Source organism: Citrobacter sp. ABFQG, from assembly GCF_004322975.1.
GTDB classification, from domain to species: domain Bacteria; phylum Pseudomonadota; class Gammaproteobacteria; order Enterobacterales; family Enterobacteriaceae; genus Citrobacter; species Citrobacter freundii.
On sequence record NZ_CP036435.1, the window covers coordinates 4743443 to 4761564 of the forward strand.

An 18122-nucleotide genomic window follows, 5' to 3' on the forward strand; every position below is an offset into this window, starting at 1 on the left:
TGTGTGGGATTTTCATCCGCCTCTTCAACATATCAAAAAATAATATTGCGGCAATATGAACGTTTGCGTCGCCGTGCTGAAGAAATGTCATTCAGAGAGAAATGTCAGAGGAAAATACTGGCGATAACTTTTTCTTTGGAGAGATCGGCAGGACAATATTATAAACGTGACACAAGTCACCAAATTTGCCCTGCCAAAATTTTTTTAACGGGAGAAGACACTCCCATCAGATCATTTTACGATAGTTTTCACGCCGTCTGGGGTACCGATCAGCGCGACATCCGCACCACGGTTGGCAAACAGACCGACGGTTACCACGCCCGGAATCGCATTGATGGCGTTTTCCATGGCCACGGCATCAAGGATCTCCAGACCATGTACATCAAGGATCACGTTGCCGTTGTCCGTCACTACGCCCTGACGATATTCAGGACGACCGCCCAGCTTCACCAATTGGCGAGCCACAGCGCTGCGCGCCATTGGGATCACTTCAACCGGCAGCGGGAAGTTGCCGAGAATGTCGACTTCTTTGGACGCATCCGCGATGCAGATAAATTTCTTCGCCACGGAAGCAATGATTTTTTCACGGGTCAACGCTGCACCGCCGCCCTTGATCATCTGCATGTGGCCGTTGATTTCATCCGCGCCGTCCACGTATACGCCGAGACTATCAACTTCGTTAAGATCGAACACGTGGATGCCAAGGCTTTTGAGTTTTTCGGTTGAAGCGTCCGAACTGGATACCGCACCTTCAATCTGACCTTTCATTGTGCCCAGCGCATCAATAAAGTGTGCGGCTGTTGAACCTGTACCTACGCCCACAATGGTACCGGGCTGTACATACTGAAGTGCCGCCCATCCTACTGCTTTTTTCAGTTCATCCTGCGTCATGATCGTTTCGCCTGTGGTGTGAATATGGTGGGAAAATTCACGCGCATTATAGAACATTGTGCAGAAAAATGTCCCCACACCCGCTCGCAAGCGGCGGATTTCGTCTTTACCCAACCTAAATTTGTGTCATAGTGCAGAACAAGCAAAATTTTCAGGAGTGCGTCAAAGCAATGAAACGTCCGGACTACAGAACACTACAAGCACTGGATGCGGTTATTCGTGAACGAGGATTTGAGCGCGCGGCGCAAAAGCTGTGCATCACGCAATCCGCGGTTTCACAGCGCATAAAACAGCTTGAGAATATGTTCGGACAACCGCTGCTGGTGCGTACCGTACCACCACGCCCAACCGAACAGGGGCAGAAACTACTGGCGCTTTTGCGTCAGGTTGAACTGCTGGAAGACGAGTGGCTGGGTGATGAACAAACCGGATCGACGCCGCTGCTGCTCTCACTGGCAGTGAACGCCGACAGTCTGGCGACCTGGTTGCTTCCGGCGTTAGCCCCGGTACTGGCCAATTCACCGATTCGGCTGAACCTGCAGGTTGAGGATGAAACGCGCACCCAGGAACGTCTGCGTCGTGGTGAAGTAGTCGGTGCGGTGAGTATCCAACATCAGGCGCTGCCAAGCTGTCTGGTGGATAAACTTGGCGCGCTGGACTACCTGTTTGTTGGCTCCAAACCTTTCGCCGAGCGTTATTTCCCTAACGGCGTCACCCGCTCCGCCCTGCTGAAAGCCCCGGCGGTAGCGTTTGACCATCTTGATGATATGCATCAGGCGTTCCTGCAACAAAACTTCGACCTGCCGCCGGGCAGCGTGCCGTGCCACATCGTTAACTCGTCTGAAGCCTTCGTCCAGTTGGCGCGTCAGGGCACCACCTGCTGCATGATCCCGCACTTACAGATTGAGAAAGAGCTGGAAAGCGGCGAGCTGATCGACTTAACGCCAGGTCTGTTCCAGCGTCGAATGCTGTACTGGCACCGTTTTGCACCGGAAAGCCGCATGATGCGCAACGTTACCGATGCGCTGCTGGAATACGGGCACAAGGTGTTGCGCCAGGATTAAACCGTTTATTGCTCCAGAGTGCCGGATGGCGGCGTAACGCCTTATCCGGCCGACAAGCCTTTACCCTCTATTCATGCTATTCCCGCCACGTCTTTGAAATAAATCACAAAATCAAACACGCCATGCGGCAAAAAACGACGCCCTGTTGGCTATTTTTTGCTGGCGACAAGCCAAATGAAAAAGCTCACCGTATCCGCAAAGATTCAACTTATTGCGTAATACGGAGCAAAAAATGGCAAATGTGCAGGAGTGGCAAACACTCGCTAATAAAGAACTCAGTCGACGGGAAAAAACCGTCGAATCGCTGGAAAGACAGACGGCGGAAGGAATTGCCATCAAGCCGCTATACACTGAAGCGGACCTCGATAATCTGGAAGTCACAGGCACTCTTCCCGGCCTACCGCCTTACGTGCGTGGCCCGCGCGCCACCATGTATACCGCGCAGCCGTGGACCATTCGCCAGTACGCTGGTTTCTCTACCGCCAAAGAGTCCAACGCCTTTTACCGCCGCAACCTCGCCGCCGGGCAAAAAGGACTTTCCGTCGCCTTTGACCTTGCCACCCATCGCGGCTATGACTCTGACAACCCGCGCGTGGCAGGTGACGTCGGCAAAGCGGGCGTGGCGATCGATACTGTCGAAGATATGAAGGTGCTGTTCGACCAGATTCCGCTGGATAAGATGTCGGTATCAATGACCATGAACGGCGCGGTGCTGCCGGTACTGGCGTTTTATATCGTGGCTGCAGAAGAACAAGGCGTAACGCCGGAGCAACTCACCGGGACCATTCAGAACGATATTCTGAAAGAGTACCTGTGCCGCAACACCTACATTTACCCGCCAAAACCTTCAATGCGCATCATCGCCGACATCATCGCCTGGTGTTCCGCCAATATGCTGCGCTATAACACCATCAGTATCAGCGGTTATCACATGGGGGAAGCCGGGGCGAACTGCGTCCAGCAGGTGGCGTTTACGCTGGCTGACGGCATTGAGTACATCAAAGCCGCGCTGTCTGCCGGGCTGAAAATTGATGACTTCGCGCCGCGCCTGTCATTCTTCTTCGGCATCGGCATGGATCTGTTTATGAACGTCGCCATGCTGCGCGCGGCTCGCTATTTGTGGAGTGAAGCAGTCAGCGGTTTTGGCGCAAACAACCCGAAATCTCTCGCTCTGCGTACCCACTGCCAGACCTCCGGCTGGAGTCTGACCGAGCAGGATCCTTACAACAACGTGATCCGCACGACCATTGAAGCGCTCGGCGCTACGCTTGGCGGCACCCAGTCTCTGCATACCAACGCCTTTGATGAGGCGCTCGGGCTACCCACCGATTTCTCCGCCCGCATCGCGCGTAATACACAGATCATCATTCAGGAAGAGTCAGAGATCTGCCGCACCGTCGATCCGCTGGCCGGATCGTATTACGTCGAGTCGCTCACCGATCAAATCGTGAAGCAAGCGCGCACGATCATCAAACAAATTGATGAGGCAGGCGGCATGGCGAAAGCGATCGAAGCCGGGCTCCCTAAACGGATGATCGAAGAAGCTTCCGCGCGCGAGCAGTCGCTGATCGACCAGGGTAAACGCGTTATCGTCGGCGTGAATAAGTACAAGCTGGATAAAGAAGACGAAACGTCGGTACTGGAAATCGACAACGTGAAGGTACGCAACGAGCAAATTGCCTCGTTGCAGCATATCCGCGCAACTCGCGATACAGATGCCGTCAATGCCGCGCTCGCGGCGCTGACCCACGCCGCGCAGCATAATGAAAATCTACTGGCCGCCGCCGTTAACGCCGCCCGCGTTCGCGCCACGCTTGGTGAGATCTCCGACGCGCTGGAAACCGCTTTTGACCGCTATCTGGTTCCCAGCCAGTGCGTCACCGGCGTGATTGCGCAAAGCTATCACCAGTCCGACAAATCCGCCGATGAGTTCGACGCCATCGTTGCGCAAACCGAACAGTTCCTCGCGGAAAATGGTCGCCGACCGAGGATCCTGATCGCCAAGATGGGCCAGGATGGTCACGATCGCGGCGCGAAAGTGATCGCCAGCGCCTACTCCGATCTCGGCTTCGATGTCGATCTCAGTCCGATGTTCTCCACACCAGAAGAGATCGCCCGTCTGGCAGTAGAAAACGATGTGCATGTAATAGGCGCATCGTCACTGGCGGCAGGTCATAAAACGCTGATCCCGGAACTGGTTACCGCGCTCAAAAAATGGGGGCGTGAAGATATCTGCGTGGTAGCAGGAGGCGTTATTCCGCCACAGGATTACGCCTTCCTGCACGAGCATGGTGTGGCTGCCATTTATGGCCCCGGCACGCCAATGCTCGACAGCGTCCGCGATGTGTTAACCCGTATCAGTCAGCATCATGATTAACGCCGCCACGCTTGAGGATACCGTCCGCCGCTTGCGACTTGGCGAACGGGCTACGCTCGCCCAGGCGATGACGCTGGTCGAAAGCAGCCACCCGCGCCACCAGCCGCTGATTACGCAGTTGCTGGACGCAATTATGCCGTTCACCGGTAACGCCCTGCGTTTGGGGATAACCGGTACGCCGGGCGCGGGCAAAAGCACCTTTCTGGAAGCCTTCGGCATGCTGTTAATCCGTCACGGATTACGGGTGGCGGTGATCGCCGTCGATCCCAGCAGCCCGGTCAGCGGCGGCAGCATTCTTGGCGATAAAACCCGCATGACGGAGCTGTCTCGCGCCGAATCTGCGTTTATTCGCCCGGTCCCTTCCAGCGGTCATTTAGGCGGAGCCAGCCAGCGCGCCCGCGAATTAATGCTGTTGTGCGAGGCGGCTGGCTTTGACGTGGTGATTGTAGAAACCGTCGGGGTTGGGCAGTCAGAAACCGAAGTCGCAGACATGGTGGATTGCTTTATCTCCCTGCAAATCGCTGGCGGTGGCGACGATTTGCAAGGCATCAAGAAAGGTCTGATGGAAATGGCGGATCTGGTCGTCATCAACAAGGACGACGGTGAGAACCATGCCAGCGTGGCCATCGCCCGTCATATGTACGAATCCGCCCTGCATATTCTGCGCCGTAAATATGACGAGTGGCAGCCGCTGGTTCTGACCTGTAGCGCCCTGGAAAAACGCGGTATTGAGGAGGTCTGGCAGGCGATAACCGACTTTAAAACGTGCCTTACTGCCAGCGGTCGACTGGAAAAAGTCCGCCAGCAGCAGGCGGTGGACTGGTTACACCAGCAGGCTGAAGAAGAAGCCCTACATCTGCTGTTTGCGCGGACTGATTTCGACCGCTATTTCCAGCAGACGCTACAGGCCGTCAAAAATAACGATCTGTCGCCGCGCACCGGTCTGCGGCACATCAGCGAATTTATCCAGCATCATTACTTTCAATAAAGAGAACATTATGTCTTATCAATACGTCAACGTGGTCATCATCCAGAAAGTCGCGGTTATTGAGTTCAATTACGCCCGCAAGCTCAATGCCCTGAGTAAAGTGTTTATTGACGATCTGATGCAGGCGCTGAGCGATCTCAATCGTGCGGACATTCGCTGCATCATTCTGCGCGCTCCGAGTGGAGCCAAAGTTTTCTCCGCCGGGCATGATATTCATGAACTCCCGACCGGACGTCGAGATCCGCTCTCCTATGACGATCCGCTGCGTCAGATAACCCGCATGATCCAAAAATATCCAAAACCGGTGATCTCTATGGTTGAAGGCAGCGTCTGGGGCGGCGCATTTGAGATGATCATGAGTTCCGATCTGATCATCGCCGCTGAAACATCCACCTTCTCGATGACCCCGGTCAACCTCGGCGTGCCGTATAACCTAGTCGGCATCCACAACCTGACTCGCGACGCCGGTTTTCACATCGTGAAAGAGCTGATCTTTACCGCCTCACCGATTACCGCTCAGCGTGCGATGGCCGTCGGGATCCTCAACCATGTGGTTCCTGTAGACGAACTGGAGGATTTCACTCTGCAAATGGCGCACCACATCTCGGAGAAAGCGCCGCTGGCGATCGCCGTCATTAAAGAAGAGCTGCGAGTGCTGGGTGAAGCGCACACCATGAATTCCGATGAGTTCGAGCGCATTCAGGGCATGCGCCGCGCGGTGTACGACAGCGAGGATTATCAGGAAGGGATGAACGCGTTTATGGAAAAACGTAAACCAAATTTTGTCGGCCATTAATCACGTCTGAGGAAGGAGACGGCCATGAAACGGATGAGCGCCGAACAGGCGGCAGAAATTATCCAGCACGATGATATGGTGGCGTTTAGCGGCTTTACCCCCGCGGGTTCGCCAAAAGCGTTACCCACCGCAATTGCCCAACGTGCCTGCGAACAGCATCAGAACGGACAGCCTTTTCAGATCCGCCTGCTGACCGGAGCATCAATTGGCGCCGCCGCTGATGATGTACTATCCGCGGCGGATGCCGTTTCCTGGCGTGCGCCTTATCAAACGTCATCGGGCCTGCGCGAGAAAATTAATCAGGGCCAGGTGAGGTTTGTCGATCTCCATTTGAGCGAAGTGGCGCAAATGGTTAATTACGGCTTTTTTGGCGAGATCGATGTTGCCGTCATTGAAGCCTCAGCCATCGCGCCGGATGGCCGGATTTGGCTGTCCAGCGGTATCGGTAATGCCCCCACCTGGCTGCTGCGGGCGAAAAAAGTGATCATTGAATTGAATCATTACCATAATCCGCGTGTGGCGGAGTTTGCCGACATCGTGATACCCGGTGCGCCGCCGCGGCGTAACAGCGTACCCATTTTTCATACCATGGATCGCGTAGGCAGTCAGTGCGTACAGATAGACCCCAAAAAGGTGGTTGCGGTGGTGGATACCGAACTGCCCGATGCAGGAAATGCATCGGATAAAACCAATCCGGTCAGCCAACAAATTGCCGATAACGTAGTCTCTTTTCTGCTGGCAGAAATGGCGCACAAACGCATTCCAGCTGAGTTTCTGCCCTTACAAAGCGGGGTGGGCAATATCAACAACGCGGTAATGGCTCGACTGGGCGAGAACCCAGATATCCCGCCCTTTATGATGTATTCGGAGGTGTTGCAGGAGTCGGTGGTGCATCTGCTGGAAACGGGCAAGATAACCGGTGCCAGCGCCTCCAGCCTGACCATTTCAGCCCCGTCGCTACAGAAGATTTACGACAACATGGACTTCTTCGCCAGCCGGATTGTTTTGCGCCCGCAGGAGATCTCCAATAACCCGGAAATCATTCGTCGGCTGGGGGTTATTGCGCTCAACGTCGGTCTGGAGTTTGATATCTACGGTCATGCCAATTCCACGCACGTTGCGGGGGTGAACCTGATGAATGGCATCGGCGGCAGCGGGGACTTCGAGCGCAACGCCTACCTGTCTATCTTTATGGCGCCGTCGATTGCCAAAGGCGGGAAAATCTCAACCATCGTACCGATGTGCAGCCATGTCGACCACAGCGAACATAGCGTTAAAGTGATCGTGACCGAACAAGGGATTGCCGATCTGCGAGGGTTATCTCCGATGCAGCGGGCGCACACGATTATCAATAACTGTGCGCATCCGCTTTACAGAGATTACTTGCACCGCTATCTGGAAAAAGCGCCCGGCGGGCATATCCATCACGATCTCAGCCATGCGTTCGATCTGCATCGCAACCTTCTCGAAACAGGCTCGATGCTAGGTTAACTTGCACTACCGTCACGATCTTCAGCAATATGCTGGAGCATGGTGGCGGTATAGCGATGATTTTTCAGCGAATAGAGAAACTCCTGCATATACATGGGGCTGCCGGGCGCGTCGAAATATTTCAGTGTCGACGGGTTCACCAGCCGCCAGGCGAAGTGAGGGATCACCGTCAAAAACTGCCCGCGCTCCACCGCGCTAATCTTCGCCATAAAGCTGTACGGACGATAGATAATCGTCGGGTTGATCCCGCAGGGTCGCATGTATGCATCCAGCATCGCCTCAAAGTTGGCGCGATTCTGGAAGCGCATTTGCAGCCAGGGCAGCTCGCGCAGCAGATCCTGCGGCTGTTTTTCTTCATAGCGTCGGGAAACGAGAAACCCCAGACGCAGCGGAGGCAGTTCGCTGATCGCCAGATTTTCCAGCTCCTGCACGCGGGGGGAAACGTGCTGCGGCGAGATAATAAAATCCAGTTTGCGATCGAACAGGTTATCAATCACCCCATTCTCGCTGAATTCAACGGCCTGAGCCGTCACACCGTCATACTTGTCACCAAGGCTAATCAACTGGTCAAAAATAATCGTTGGGTAGGTATTGTCGATGCCGATAACAATTTCCCGCGAGCGGCGAGAGGCGTTATGGATTTCGTTATCAATGGCAGAGAGGCGCTGATAAACGGGAAACAGCTTCTGATACAGCTCTTGTCCTGCTTTATTCAGGCTGATGTTGTTATCTTTGCGGGTAAACAGCGTATAGCCGATTTGATCTTCCAGTGCAGCAATGCTTTTACCGAAGGGCGATGCGGTCATATGTATTTTTTCTGCCGCTCTGGCGATGTTATTGGTTTGCGCCAGCAGAATGAAATTACGCATCTTTTTCGAGATAAAAATATCCATAGCGTCCCCTTAAAAATCGCTATGGCCTATCCTCATTACGGCGAAAAAAAAGACCGGATGTGAAGTCTCATTTTTACAGTTGCTCACAGAAAAAACCCAGCTGGAAAGCCGGGTCTGCAACAATTACTGAGTTTTGGCTGGCGTTGCGGCTGGTTGCCCCGCCGTCGGCTCAATCTGGAAGACGACATCAACCTGATCGTCAAACTGAATAACCGGCTGTTCGTAGGTTTCCTGAGCAGAAGCAGCAGGTGCGGCATCTGCTTTCATCATCCGTACCATCGGGCTCGGCTGATAATTGGAAACGTGGTAGCGCACGCTGTACACCGGGCCAAGTTTGCTATTGAAGCCCGCAGCCAGTTGTTCTGCCTGATGAATAGCATCATCAATTGCCGCTTTACGCGCTTTATCTTTGTAAGCATCCGGTTGGGCAACACCAAGCGATACCGAACGGATCTCATTCAGACCAGCCTTCAGCGCGCCATCGAGCAGAGCGTTAAGTTTGTCCAGCTGACGCAGCGTGACTTCAACGGTGCGCACCGCACGATACCCTTTGAGGATACTTTTACCGTTCTGGTAGTCGTAATCCGGCTGGGTACGCAGGTTGGCCGCGCTAATGTCTTTCTTCGCTATCTGGTTCTGTTCAAGGAAGGACAGATATTGCGCCACGCGCTCATCGGCCTGCTTCTTCGCTGAAGCCGCATCCTTGGCAGCAACGTTCACTTCAATTGCCAGCGTAGCTATGTCTGGTGTCGCATCCACGCTTGCTGTTCCGGAAGTCACGATGTGCGGTCCATTTGGCAGCTCATTTGCCTGTACCGATAGTGCGCTGAATCCGACTAATGCCGCCAGGGCCATTATTTTGAACTTCACGGTCGTTCCTCCATGTTTCAACAATTACCCCGAAACTCAGGGCACATGCAGGCAAGCTTAGACGATCTCGCTGCGTTGTCCATCAGACAACACTTAGTTGAACAACGCATGAACGTGCGCAACACCTTCTTTTGCCAGTTGAAAAGCAATAAACCACATCACTAATCCTACCAGCGTATTGATGATGCGCTGCGCTTTAGCAGTGCGCAGACGCGGAGCCAGCCAGGCCGCCAGCAATGCCAGACCGAAAAACCACAGGAACGAAGCGCTGACGGTTCCCAGCGCAAACCAGCGCTTCGGCTCAACGTCCAGTTGCCCCCCCAGACTCCCCAGCACCACAAAGGTATCCAGGTAAACATGGGGATTGAGCCATGTCACCGCCAGCATGGTGGCGATGATTTTCCAGCGCCCCTGCTTCATCACCTCGGCACTGGCCAGTTCCAGATTACTGCTCATCGCCGTTTTTAACGCCCCGAAACCGTACCAGAGTAAAAAAGCCACCCCACCCCAGGTGACCAGCGCCATCAGCCATGGTGACTGCATCAGCAAGGCGCTACCGCCAAAGATCCCCGCACAAATCAGCACTAAATCGCTGATAGCACAGAGTAAAGCAATCATGATGTGATACTGGCGGCGAATGCCCTGGTTCATCACGAAGGCGTTTTGCGGACCAAGCGGAAGAATCATGGCCGCACCAAGTGCAAGCCCTTGAAAGTAATACGATAACACGTTAATCATCCCGAACTGTTTCTCTTAGGAGCAGACTATAGCGCGGGGAAAACATTAGCGGAAATGGATAATTTTAATCGCAGATTAGGGAAATTAATGGAAAGAAAGTTTTTATCGGCCCGGAAAGCAAAAGTGCCTCCGGGCGCGTAATTACTCTGCCGCGCGCTCTTTCACACGCTTGAAGTTCACATCCATCTGCGGATATGGGAAGCTGATGCCGTTGGCATCGAACTCGCGCTTAATACGTTCCAGTACGTCCCAGTAGACGCTTTGCAGGTCGCTGCTGTTGCTCCAGACGCGTACCACAAAATTAATTGAGGAAGCCCCCAGCTCATTCAGGCGCACCGTCATTTCACGGTCTTTAAGAATGCGATCTTCCGACTGAATGATATCGGTGAGGATTTTTTTCACCAGATCGATATCGGAGTCGTAAGCCACACCGATAATAAATTCGTTACGTCGAACCGGCTCACGAGAGAAGTTAATGATGTTCCCGGCAATAATTTTACCGTTCGGGATCACTACAATCTTACCGTCAACGGTACGCATGGTGGTGGAGAAAATCTGCACGTTGAGCACGGTTCCCGCTACGCCGCCGAGATCGACATACTCACCCGCACGGAACGGACGGAACATTACCAGCAGGACACCTGCTGCGAGGTTGGACAGCGAACCTTGCAGCGCCAGACCGACGGCTAAACCTGCGGCACCGAGAACGGCGATCACGGAGGCTGTTTGCACCCCAACGCGACCCAGAGCGGCAATCAGCGTGAAAGCGATAATACCGTAACGCACCAGTGCAGAGAGGAAGTCGGCAACAGTGGCATCAATTTTACGCGCCAGCATCAGGCGGTTAACGGTATTTGATACAATGCGCGCCACGATCATACCGATAATGACAATCGCGATGGCCGCAACGATGTTGACGGCATAGCTCAACAGCAGTTCCTGGTTGCGCACCAGCCAGGTGCCCGCACCGTTTATGCTGTCGACAACATTCAAATCTTCCATTCAATATTCCTTTTTTGCTTACCCAAACGGGAGAAATAAAGCCGCCCTGACGGGACTGGCAACCTGACAAGGGTAAACAATAAACCTGGATTTTGCCAAACAGATCACAGAATTCTCTGCCAGCAGAGCGTTGACATAGCAATAAAAAAGGCCCGCATTTGCGGGCCTCATGTCACGTGGAACGGCGTAAATTACAGAACGTCAACCGCGTTCAGTTCTTTGAAAGCCTGTTCCAGACGGGTGATCATGGTTGCCTGACCAGCACGCAGCCATACGCGCGGATCGTAGTATTTCTTGTTCGGCTGATCTTCGCCTTTCGGGTTACCCAACTGGCCCTGCAGGTAAGCTTCGTTTGCTTTGTAGTAGTTCAGAACGCCTTCCCAGGTAGCCCATTGGGTATCGGTATCGATGTTCATTTTCACTACGCCGTAGCTTACGGAGTCTTTGATTTCCTGAGCAGTAGAACCGGAGCCGCCGTGGAAGACGAAGTTCAGGCTGTTGTGCGGCAGGTTATGTTTCTTAGAAACATAGTCCTGAGAGTCGCGCAGGATGGTCGGGGTCAGAACGACGTTACCCGGCTTGTAAACGCCGTGTACGTTACCGAAGGAAGCTGCGATGGTGAAACGCGGGCTGATCTTGCTCAGCTCGGTGTATGCGTAATCAACGTCTTCCGGCTGGGTGTACAGTGCAGAAGCGTCCATGTGGCTGTTGTCCACGCCATCTTCTTCGCCACCGGTGCAACCCAGTTCGATTTCCAGAGTCATGCCCATTTTGGACATGCGCGCCAGGTATTTGGAGCAGATTTCGATGTTCTCTTCCAGAGACTCTTCAGACAGGTCGATCATGTGAGAAGAGAACAGCGGTTTGCCGGTTGCTGCGAAGTGTTTTTCGCCCGCGTCCAGCAGACCGTCGATCCACGGCAGCAATTTCTTCGCGCAGTGGTCAGTGTGCAGGATAACCGGAACACCGTAGTGTTCAGCCATCTGGTGAACGTGATGCGCGCCAGAGATAGCACCCAGGATTGCAGCGCCCTGAGGAACGTCGGACTTCACGCCTTTACCCGCGATGAAAGAAGCACCACCGTTGGAGAATTGTACGATTACCGGCGCTTTAACTTTTGCAGCAGTTTCCAAAACGGCGTTGATGGAGTCGGTACCCACGCAGTTAACAGCTGGCAGAGCAAAGTTGTTTTCTTTAGCTACCTGGAAAACTTTCTGTACGTCATCACCAGTGATTACGCCTGGTTTTACGAAATCAAAAATTTTAGACATTTTACGAGTCCTGTATCTTCGGCCTTGGAAAGGGCGCGCGCCCTAAAGCGCGCTAAAATAAGGGCAGGTTTCCCTGCCCATTAAATTCTTACTTTTTAGCACGCTCTTCGAGCATGGCTACTGCTGGCAGTACTTTGCCTTCCACGAATTCGAGGAACGCGCCGCCGCCAGTAGAGATGTAGGAGATTTTGTCAGCAATGCCGAACAGGTCGATTGCTGCCAGGGTGTCACCGCCGCCTGCGATAGAGAATGCTTCGCTGTCTGCGATGGCATTAGCAACGATTTCAGTACCTTTGCGGAAGTTCGGGAATTCGAACACGCCAACTGGGCCGTTCCACAGAATGGTTTTCGCATTCTTCAGAATGTCAGCCAGCTGCTGTGCAGAAGCGTCGCCGATATCCAGGATCTGCTCGTCTTCTTTTACATCGCTAACGGATTTCAGGGTAGCCGGTGCGGTTTCAGAGAATTCAGTCGCAACGCGAACGTCGGTTGGGACCGGGATGTCGCAAGTGGTCAGCAGACGCTTAGCTTCGTCAACCAGGTCAGCTTCGTACAGGGATTTACCCACGTTGTGACCTTGAGCAGCAACGAAGGTGTTCGCGATACCACCGCCAACAATCAGCTGGTCAGCGATTTTTGACAGAGAATCAAGAACGGTCAGTTTGGTAGAAACTTTAGAACCACCAACGATAGCAACCATCGGACGAGCAGGTTCTTTCAGTGCTTTACCCAGTGCATCCAACTCGGCAGCGAGCAGCGGACCTGCACAAGCGACATCGGCGAATTTACCGATACCGTGGGTGGACGCCTGCGCACGGTGAGCAGTACCGAAAGCGTCCATAACGAATACGTCGCACAGAGCAGCATATTTTTTGGACAGCGCTTCGTCGTCTTTCTTCTCGCCTTTGTTGAAGCGAACGTTTTCCAGAACAACCAGTTCACCGGCAGCGATTTCAACGCCGTCTAGGTAATCTTTTACCAGGCGAACCGGAGCAGACAGTTTGTCTTTCAGGTAGTTAACAACCGGCAGCAGAGAGAATTCTTCGTTGTACTCGCCTTCGGTAGGACGACCCAGGTGGGAAGTTACCATCACTTTAGCACCCTGTTTCAGGGCCAGTTCGATGGTTGGCAGGGAAGCACGGATACGCGCATCGCTGGTTACTTTCCCTTCTTTAACTGGTACGTTCAGGTCCGCACGGATAAAAACGCGTTTACCAGCCAGATCCAGATCGGTCATCTTAATTACAGACATGGTGAATCCTCTCGTTGATTCATAAAGTTTTGTCGACGCTCAAGCGTCGAGCCTGAAACCAATAGCAGCCATCGCTAACGTCGTATCGAGCATACGGTTAGCAAAGCCCCATTCATTATCACACCAGACCAGCGTTTTGATCAGGTGAGCGCCACTCACGCGCGTTTGTGTACCATCAACGATGGCGCTGTGCGGGTCGTGGTTAAAATCTACTGAGACCAACGGTAATTCCGTATAGTCAACTATACCATGAAATGCACCTTGTGCTGCTTTTTGCAGCAACTGGTTGACTTCACTAGCTTTTACTGGTTTTTTCACCGTCACGCTTAAGTCGATCGCCGTCACATTTATGGTCGGTACACGCACCGCTATCGCTTCAAAACGATCGTTAAACTGCGGGAAAATTCGCGTGATGCCCGCCGCCAGTTTGGTATCAACCGGAATGATCGACTGGCTGGCCGCTCGCGTGCGACGCAGGTCAGGATGATAAGCATCAATAACCTGCTGATCGTGCATCGCGGAGTGGATCGTGGTGACGGTACCAGACTCAATGCCGTAAGCATCATCCAGCAATTTAATGACGGGTATTATGCAATTCGTGGTGCAGGAGGCATTGGAAACGATCCGGTGCTCAGCGCGCAACTGATCCTGATTAACGCCAAACACAACGGTTGCGTCGATGTCGTGACTACCAGGATGTGAAAAGAGCACTTTCTTTGCGCCGGCGGCAATATGCGCCTCGCCGTGTTCGCGACTGCCGAAGACCCCCGTACAATCCAGCACAACGTCGACACCCAGCTCGCGCCATGGAAGCGCATCGAGCGTTCGCTCATGCAGAATGCGGATCGCGTCATCGCCAACGATGAGCTGGTCTCGTTCCTGACGAACATCCCAGGCAAAACGCCCATGGCTGGTGTCATATTTCAACAAATGCGCCATGCCTGCAGCATCCGCCAGTTCGTTGATTGCCACCACGGTGATTTCCGCCCGACGCCCGGATTCATACAAAGCACGAACCACGTTGCGTCCGATGCGACCGAAACCATTAATCGCTACGCGTACGGTCATAGGTCTCCTGCAAGGATTTCTCAGAAACGATGTGGCAGACAGAGTAATGCAGCAAATCGCTCAGGGAAACCTTACCTGTCGCAAACTGCGACTAATTGGTTAATTGTCGAACATTTAATCGACTGAAACGCTTCAGCTAGAATAAGCGAAACGCGGAATAAAAGGAATGATTGTCCAGCAACAGAACACAGTTATCTGACTTACGTCACATTTTAACGTCCTTCAACGCAACTTTTATTCCATATTCCAGAATTACGAATAACCGTAGCAAGATTATTTCGTTGCCATGTCACAAATCCTGATTTATATCAGAAAGCTCCCTAACCCGTGTCTATATTATCAGCGCAACGTCCGAGTCTCGGAGTCCCTCAACTATGGCAACATTCTATCCCCAACCATCTGAAGCTCGCTTTCATGCGCTGCGTTTATTACCGGGCCAGGAAGTCTTTTCAGCGCTACACGCTTTTATCCAGCAGCATCAACTACAGGCAGCCTGGATAGCGGGTTGCACCGGCAGTTTGACCAACATTGCTCTGCGCTTCGCCGGACGTGAAGAAACCACATTACTTACGGGTACGTGGGAAATTATCTCTCTGAACGGCACGCTGGAACTTACCGGCGAGCATCTTCATCTGGCGGTTGCTGACCCACACGGCGCGATGCTGGGCGGGCACATGATGCCGGGCTGTACCGTGCGAACCACGCTGGAACTGGTGATTGGCGAGTTGACGTCTCTGGCATTCAGCCGTCAGCCCTGCGCCGTTTCCGGTTATGACGAACTGGTTATTTCATCCCGCTAATGCTTCACTTATACGAGGTCTTTTATGGCGCGTCGCCAATTTTCCAGCCAGTCTCTGGTTCTTATTGTCATTGCTATCGCCATCAACATGGTCGGTGGGCAGCTTATCAGCATGTTGAAATTACCTATTTTTCTCGACTCGATTGGCACGTTGATCAGCGCGGTGCTGTTAGGTCCGGTTGTGGGGATGCTAACCGGATTACTCACTAACCTATTGTGGGGGTTGCTGACCGATCCGATCGCCGCCGCCTTTGCGCCCGTTGCCATGGTTATTGGACTGGTCGCCGGTTGGCTGGCACGGGCGGGATGGTTTCGCACCTTACCTAAAGTCGTGCTCAGCGGCGTAATTATCACACTTGCCGTGACCCTCGTTGCCGTGCCGATTCGCACGACTCTGTTCGGCGGTGTCACTGGCAGCGGCGCGGATCTTTTTGTCGCCTGGATGCACTCGGTCGGTCAGAACCTGGTGGAGTCCGTCGCCATCACCGTCATCGGTGCGAATCTGGTCGATAAAATCCTCACGGCAATCATCGTCTGGGTGCTGCTGCGACAACTTCCGCTGCGCACCACGCGCCATTTCCCTACGATGTCTGCCGTGCGCTAAATGCATCCGTTTACGTCGTTAACTCTGTGGGCGCTTGCCGCCTGCTCCACGCTCCTGCTGCCAGCCGGAGTGCCGCTCAGCTTGTATAGCGCCGCGACGTTTGTCGGTTTGCTATGTATGAAGGCTACGCGGTCGCGGGCGAAATACGTACTCTGGCTGATGATCCCCTTAGGACTGGGGCTATGGCTGGTACACGGCGGATGGCTTACCGAGTGGATTAGCGGGCAGCCGCGCGCACCAGAACGCTGGGCCGATGCCGTTACGCTCTGGCTACGGATCCTGGCCATTGTGTCGACATCGCAGATGTGGATGCAGTACGTGCCGGTTGCGCGCTTTATGCGCGCCCTGTTTGCTTCACGCCTGCCGCCAGGCGTTGCCTATCTGTTCGCAGGCCCGCTGCTGGTGGTTGAACAGCTCAAACACCAATTGGCGATTATTCACGAGGCACAGCGCGCACGCGGCGTACCGCTGGATGAGTCCTGGTACCAACGTTTACGCGCTATGCCGGCATTAATTGTGCCGCTCACCCATAACGCGCTCAATGACTTGGCCGTTCGCGGTGCAGCGCTCGATATGCGGGGATTTCGCCTGCATCGCACTCGCACCACGCTATGGGCGCCGCCAGACAGCACCTTACAACGTCTGGCCCGCTACGGTATGGTGGTTCTGATGGCAGTTGAGACAGGAATCTGGATATGGTTACGTTAGAGCAGTTTCGCTATATTCCGACGCACGCTATGCGGCCATCCGCCTGTTACGATTTCCATTACGCCAGGCCTGGTATGGTGGCTATTTTTGGTGAGAACGGCAGCGGGAAAAGTACGCTGGCACAGCTGATGGCTGGCTGGTACCCCGACTTCCTTCCGGGAGAAATTGAGGGCACAGGCACGCTACTGGGTAATCCCATCGGGCAACTATCGCTGGTCGAGCAGTCGAGTACCATCCAGCTTGTGCAGCAGTCACCTTACCTGCAGCTTTCAGGTTGTACTTTCAGCGTGGAGGAAGAAGTGGCGTTTGGCCCGGAAAATCTCTGCCTTACCGAGACTGAAATTATGCAGCGCATAGATGCCGCCCTTACGCTGACGGAATGTCAGCCTCTGCGCCATCGTCATCCCGGCACCCTTTCCGGCGGGGAAACCCAGCGGGTAGTCATTGCCAGCGCACTCGCCATGCAGCCGAAAATATTGATTCTGGATGAAGCGTTCAGTCGCCTGACGGCGCAAGCCACGGCAATGCTGCTGGCGCGACTGCAACAGTGGGCACAGGAACAGCATGCTTTGGTGATACTTTTCGAACGCAACCCTTCACCTTTTCTCAGCTACTGCCAGCAGGCATGGCAGCTGCGCGACGGAGCATTGTCATCACTATGCTGACGCTAAACCAGATCAGCTATCGCTGGCCGAACGCCGCCGATGACTGTTTACGCAATATTTCGCTGGAACTCCAGGAGGGGGAATGGCTGGCGCTAACGGGCGATAATGGCGCAGGAAAATCCACGCTGTTGCGCATCATGGCCGGGCTACTGACGCCCTCATCCGGCACAATAACCGTTCAAAATCGTGCGATTGCGCAACTGAAAAACCGGGAGCGCGCCAGGGTGCTCGGCGTACTGTTTCAGGAGGCGGAGAATCAAATCTTTCACAGCAAGGTTGCAGAGGAAGTGGCCTTCGGATTACGGCTACAGAAGCTTCCGGCGACTGAAATTGCGCAACGCACGATGGCGGCGCTGCGATTATGTCAGTTAGAGGATGTCGCCGACGCGCACCCGCTCGATCTGCATACGGCACAACGACGTATGGTTGCCGTCGCCAGTCTGGAAGCCCTCAAACCCGCTATTCTACTGCTGGATGAGCCCAGTCGGGACTTTGATGCGCACTGGCTTGGCGTCTTCGAAAACTGGCTGGCAGTGTGTAGTACGCGTGGCGCCAGCATTGTAGCGATCAGTCATGACGTTGCATTTACGCAGCGCCATTTTTCGCGCATAGTACGTCTTGAAGCAGGTCAGCTACGCACGTAAC

General features: G+C 53.9%; 18 protein-coding genes. 10 read left to right on the forward strand and 8 right to left on the reverse strand.

Features of this window, described 5'->3' with window-relative positions:
- Positions 1–231: 231 nt before the first annotated feature.
- Positions 232–891 carry a ribose-5-phosphate isomerase RpiA gene (gene rpiA / locus WN16_RS23245; protein WP_003026986.1) on the reverse strand — a complete coding sequence of 220 codons (660 nt, stop codon included), beginning with the start codon at positions 889–891 and terminating at the stop codon, positions 232–234.
- A 170-nt stretch (positions 892–1061) separates the two neighbouring features.
- Between rpiA and argP the strand changes: the two genes are divergently transcribed.
- From argP to WN16_RS23270, 5 genes are all read left to right on the forward strand, one after another.
- On the forward strand, positions 1062–1955 hold the full coding sequence (argP, locus tag WN16_RS23250; protein WP_003026988.1) for a DNA-binding transcriptional regulator ArgP: 894 nt from the start codon (positions 1062–1064) through the stop codon (positions 1953–1955).
- 232 nt (positions 1956–2187) lie between these two features.
- Entirely contained in the window at positions 2188–4332 is a 2145-nt protein-coding gene (gene scpA / locus WN16_RS23255) for a methylmalonyl-CoA mutase (protein WP_044700826.1), read from the forward strand.
- A complete protein-coding gene (gene meaB / locus WN16_RS23260) occupies positions 4325–5320 on the forward strand; it encodes a methylmalonyl Co-A mutase-associated GTPase MeaB (RefSeq protein ID WP_044700827.1) in 996 nt (331 codons plus the stop codon). The genes scpA and meaB overlap by 8 nt, the downstream gene beginning before the upstream one ends.
- A 10-nt stretch (positions 5321–5330) precedes the next feature.
- Positions 5331–6116, forward strand: a complete 786-nt coding sequence (gene scpB / locus WN16_RS23265) for a methylmalonyl-CoA decarboxylase (protein ID WP_003026994.1) — start codon at positions 5331–5333, stop codon at positions 6114–6116.
- Between the two features lie 24 nt (positions 6117–6140).
- Positions 6141–7607 carry an acetyl-CoA hydrolase/transferase family protein gene (locus tag WN16_RS23270; RefSeq protein ID WP_044700829.1) on the forward strand — a complete coding sequence of 489 codons (1467 nt, stop codon included), beginning with the start codon at positions 6141–6143 and terminating at the stop codon, positions 7605–7607.
- On the opposite strand, the gene WN16_RS23275 is transcribed toward WN16_RS23270, so the two are convergent.
- The 7 genes from WN16_RS23275 to epd form a co-directional block, all read right to left on the reverse strand.
- On the reverse strand, positions 7604–8500 hold the full coding sequence (locus WN16_RS23275) for a LysR family transcriptional regulator (RefSeq protein WP_003026999.1): 897 nt from the start codon (positions 8498–8500) through the stop codon (positions 7604–7606). The genes WN16_RS23270 and WN16_RS23275 overlap by 4 nt on opposite strands.
- A gap of 123 nt (positions 8501–8623) precedes the next feature.
- Positions 8624–9370, reverse strand: a complete 747-nt coding sequence (locus tag WN16_RS23280; RefSeq protein WP_003027002.1) for an oxidative stress defense protein — start codon at positions 9368–9370, stop codon at positions 8624–8626.
- 93 nt (positions 9371–9463) lie between these two features.
- On the reverse strand, positions 9464–10099 hold the full coding sequence (argO, locus tag WN16_RS23285) for an arginine exporter ArgO (protein WP_003027005.1): 636 nt from the start codon (positions 10097–10099) through the stop codon (positions 9464–9466).
- A 150-nt stretch (positions 10100–10249) separates the two neighbouring features.
- Positions 10250–11110, reverse strand: coding sequence for a small-conductance mechanosensitive channel MscS (locus WN16_RS23290; protein WP_032937416.1), 861 nt, complete (start codon positions 11108–11110; stop codon positions 10250–10252).
- A 191-nt stretch (positions 11111–11301) separates the two neighbouring features.
- Positions 11302–12381, reverse strand: a complete 1080-nt coding sequence (gene fbaA, locus WN16_RS23295) for a class II fructose-bisphosphate aldolase (protein WP_003027029.1) — start codon at positions 12379–12381, stop codon at positions 11302–11304.
- Positions 12382–12469: 88 nt separating this feature from the next.
- The gene (gene pgk / locus WN16_RS23300) at positions 12470–13633 is read right to left on the reverse strand and encodes a phosphoglycerate kinase (protein ID WP_044700832.1); all 1164 of its coding nucleotides are present in this window, start codon (positions 13631–13633) and stop codon (positions 12470–12472) included.
- A gap of 39 nt (positions 13634–13672) precedes the next feature.
- Complete coding sequence (gene epd / locus WN16_RS23305) at positions 13673–14701, reverse strand: erythrose-4-phosphate dehydrogenase (protein ID WP_003027035.1); 1029 nt, start codon at positions 14699–14701, stop codon at positions 13673–13675.
- A 374-nt stretch (positions 14702–15075) separates the two neighbouring features.
- On the opposite strand from epd, the gene WN16_RS23310 reads away from it, so the two are divergent.
- From WN16_RS23310 to WN16_RS23330, 5 genes are read left to right on the forward strand one after another with little or no spacing between them, the layout of a single operon-like run.
- The gene (locus WN16_RS23310; protein ID WP_003027037.1) at positions 15076–15501 is read left to right on the forward strand and encodes a PPC domain-containing DNA-binding protein; all 426 of its coding nucleotides are present in this window, start codon (positions 15076–15078) and stop codon (positions 15499–15501) included.
- Between the two features lie 24 nt (positions 15502–15525).
- The gene (locus tag WN16_RS23315) at positions 15526–16104 is read left to right on the forward strand and encodes an ECF transporter S component (protein ID WP_003846373.1); all 579 of its coding nucleotides are present in this window, start codon (positions 15526–15528) and stop codon (positions 16102–16104) included.
- Positions 16105–16812, forward strand: coding sequence for an energy-coupling factor transporter transmembrane component T (locus tag WN16_RS23320; protein WP_044700834.1), 708 nt, complete (start codon positions 16105–16107; stop codon positions 16810–16812).
- Complete coding sequence (locus WN16_RS23325; RefSeq protein ID WP_003846369.1) at positions 16800–17477, forward strand: energy-coupling factor ABC transporter ATP-binding protein; 678 nt, start codon at positions 16800–16802, stop codon at positions 17475–17477. Before WN16_RS23320 ends, WN16_RS23325 begins: the two co-directional genes overlap by 13 nt.
- Positions 17471–18121, forward strand: a complete 651-nt coding sequence (locus WN16_RS23330) for an ATP-binding cassette domain-containing protein (protein WP_044700836.1) — start codon at positions 17471–17473, stop codon at positions 18119–18121. The genes WN16_RS23325 and WN16_RS23330 overlap by 7 nt, the downstream gene beginning before the upstream one ends.
- The last annotated feature ends 1 nt before the right edge of the window (position 18122 follow it).

Coding starts and splice junctions, on each gene's coding strand:
- WN16_RS23320 (WP_044700834.1), top strand. CDS start 16,105: ATGCATCCGTTTACGTCGTTAACTCTGTGGGCGCTTGCCGCCTGCTCC.
- meaB (WP_044700827.1), top strand. CDS start 4,325: ATGATTAACGCCGCCACGCTTGAGGATACCGTCCGCCGCTTGCGACTT.
- fbaA (WP_003027029.1), bottom strand. CDS start 12,381: ATGTCTAAAATTTTTGATTTCGTAAAACCAGGCGTAATCACTGGTGAT.
- WN16_RS23325 (WP_003846369.1), top strand. CDS start 16,800: ATGGTTACGTTAGAGCAGTTTCGCTATATTCCGACGCACGCTATGCGG.
- rpiA (WP_003026986.1), bottom strand. CDS start 891: ATGACGCAGGATGAACTGAAAAAAGCAGTAGGATGGGCGGCACTTCAG.
- WN16_RS23270 (WP_044700829.1), top strand. CDS start 6,141: ATGAAACGGATGAGCGCCGAACAGGCGGCAGAAATTATCCAGCACGAT.
- WN16_RS23315 (WP_003846373.1), top strand. CDS start 15,526: ATGGCGCGTCGCCAATTTTCCAGCCAGTCTCTGGTTCTTATTGTCATT.
- epd (WP_003027035.1), bottom strand. CDS start 14,701: ATGACCGTACGCGTAGCGATTAATGGTTTCGGTCGCATCGGACGCAAC.
- WN16_RS23275 (WP_003026999.1), bottom strand. CDS start 8,500: ATGGATATTTTTATCTCGAAAAAGATGCGTAATTTCATTCTGCTGGCG.
- scpB (WP_003026994.1), top strand. CDS start 5,331: ATGTCTTATCAATACGTCAACGTGGTCATCATCCAGAAAGTCGCGGTT.
- WN16_RS23290 (WP_032937416.1), bottom strand. CDS start 11,110: ATGGAAGATTTGAATGTTGTCGACAGCATAAACGGTGCGGGCACCTGG.
- argP (WP_003026988.1), top strand. CDS start 1,062: ATGAAACGTCCGGACTACAGAACACTACAAGCACTGGATGCGGTTATT.
- WN16_RS23330 (WP_044700836.1), top strand. CDS start 17,471: ATGCTGACGCTAAACCAGATCAGCTATCGCTGGCCGAACGCCGCCGAT.
- WN16_RS23310 (WP_003027037.1), top strand. CDS start 15,076: ATGGCAACATTCTATCCCCAACCATCTGAAGCTCGCTTTCATGCGCTG.
- scpA (WP_044700826.1), top strand. CDS start 2,188: ATGGCAAATGTGCAGGAGTGGCAAACACTCGCTAATAAAGAACTCAGT.
- pgk (WP_044700832.1), bottom strand. CDS start 13,633: ATGTCTGTAATTAAGATGACCGATCTGGATCTGGCTGGTAAACGCGTT.